Source organism: Acetivibrio mesophilus (genome assembly GCF_004102745.1).
Classification (GTDB): Bacteria; Bacillota; Clostridia; order Acetivibrionales; family Acetivibrionaceae; genus Hungateiclostridium; species Hungateiclostridium mesophilum.
This window is the reverse complement of sequence record NZ_RLII01000085.1, coordinates 1-1,274: the sequence shown is the minus strand read 5'-3', so window position 1 is coordinate 1,274 and position 1,274 is coordinate 1. Positions and strand designations below refer to the sequence as shown.

Annotated in this window: 2 protein-coding genes; both read left to right on the top strand. The window is 33.8% G+C overall.

Annotated elements, in window-relative coordinates:
- The first annotated feature begins 344 nt into the window (after positions 1–344).
- Positions 345–680: a hypothetical protein gene (locus EFD62_RS17345; RefSeq protein WP_069194294.1), complete on the top strand. Its 336-nt coding sequence runs from the start codon at positions 345–347 to the stop codon at positions 678–680.
- 224 nt (positions 681–904) lie between these two features.
- A complete protein-coding gene (locus tag EFD62_RS17340) occupies positions 905–1,096 on the top strand; it encodes a metal-dependent phosphohydrolase (RefSeq protein WP_235832711.1) in 192 nt (63 codons plus the stop codon).
- Positions 1,097–1,274: the final 178 nt, after the last annotated feature.

The following is a 1,274-nucleotide window of genomic DNA, read 5'->3' as shown; positions in this document are numbered from 1 at the left end:
CCCTTTAGGGGTGGTTTGTGAAGGTGTGCGGTTGGCGAAACCTTCAGTGAGCCTTTTAGGCTCTGCCAAGTAACATGCCCTTATAGGGCAAGAGCAAACCACCCGTTTGACGGGTGGTTATGATTTTGTGCTCTTGGAGTATTATATTAATTATTTTATGATTTGCATTAAAAGTGATACTGTATTATAATAAATGTGTATAATATTAGATATGTAACATAGAATTTCCCATGACAAGTTTGCTCTTTAAAAAATCAAAAATACTAAAAGAATAATTTTTGTTTATTTGCAGCAATAGCTGCATTATTTAGTACTATTATTATATTTAACAGGGAGTGTTTCAAATGGAAAAAGTTCAATCCAATATTAATTCCAAAAAGGAAGGAAGGAAAGTTCAAACGGATGCGGATGTAAAAAGAAAGGCCGTAAAGCTTGTTATTTCTCATCTGAAGAAAAAAGTAGCCAAGGAATATGCCGGTTCTGAACTTGTCCAAGGGTGGGTCGGAGAGATGGAAAAGCTATTGGAAAAGAACGAGTTTGAGCTGTCTGAGTATGTTCAGATGAGAAGGGAACTGAACGATATAATAGAAAGAACCATGGATGAAGAGATGAGGTTTAAGTTAAGAGATTCATGGTATAGCTTTGGAAGAGCTCTTGATAAAAAAGTAAAGAGATATTAAAATAGTCCGGTAATACCGGACTATTTTGCATTTAGCCTCTTGGAGTGAAGTGAAAGAGGAAAAAGAAAAGGGACTCGATATTCCGAGCATTTCTTAATAAATTCTTTAGCAATATATCGAATGAAAAAACCTCCCTGACTCATGTGGAAATATTATGCAGCATAAGGGAAATGGTATATCATATTAATGGAGAAAACAATTCAAATGAGGTGGGACTTATGTTTATGCTGTTGAGAAAGAAATTTGGCGAATCATATAATAATAGACAGATTGGGCGAATACGAAAGGATTTAATTATCAGCTTGCGCAGAAAAGGAATAATGATTTCAAATGTTCAAATAGACCTAGACGAAAACAATGTATTTTTGAGACTTTCCATTCCTGAGAAAAGATATAGTTCCATCCCGAATGAATGAACTTTGGTTTTATGGCATGGTGTACAAAACACTATAAATAAAATAAGTAATGAGAATGTTGAAAATTTTGTGTATAAGAGAATGAAAAGACTCCTTCTTGGCAAGAATTACAAAATAATATCCAAGGAGGAGATTTTTTATGTCAACATTATCAAAAGAGCAAGTGAAAGAAATAATT

Coding starts and splice junctions, on each gene's coding strand:
- EFD62_RS17340 (WP_235832711.1), top strand. CDS start 905: ATGCTGTTGAGAAAGAAATTTGGCGAATCATATAATAATAGACAGATT.
- EFD62_RS17345 (WP_069194294.1), top strand. CDS start 345: ATGGAAAAAGTTCAATCCAATATTAATTCCAAAAAGGAAGGAAGGAAA.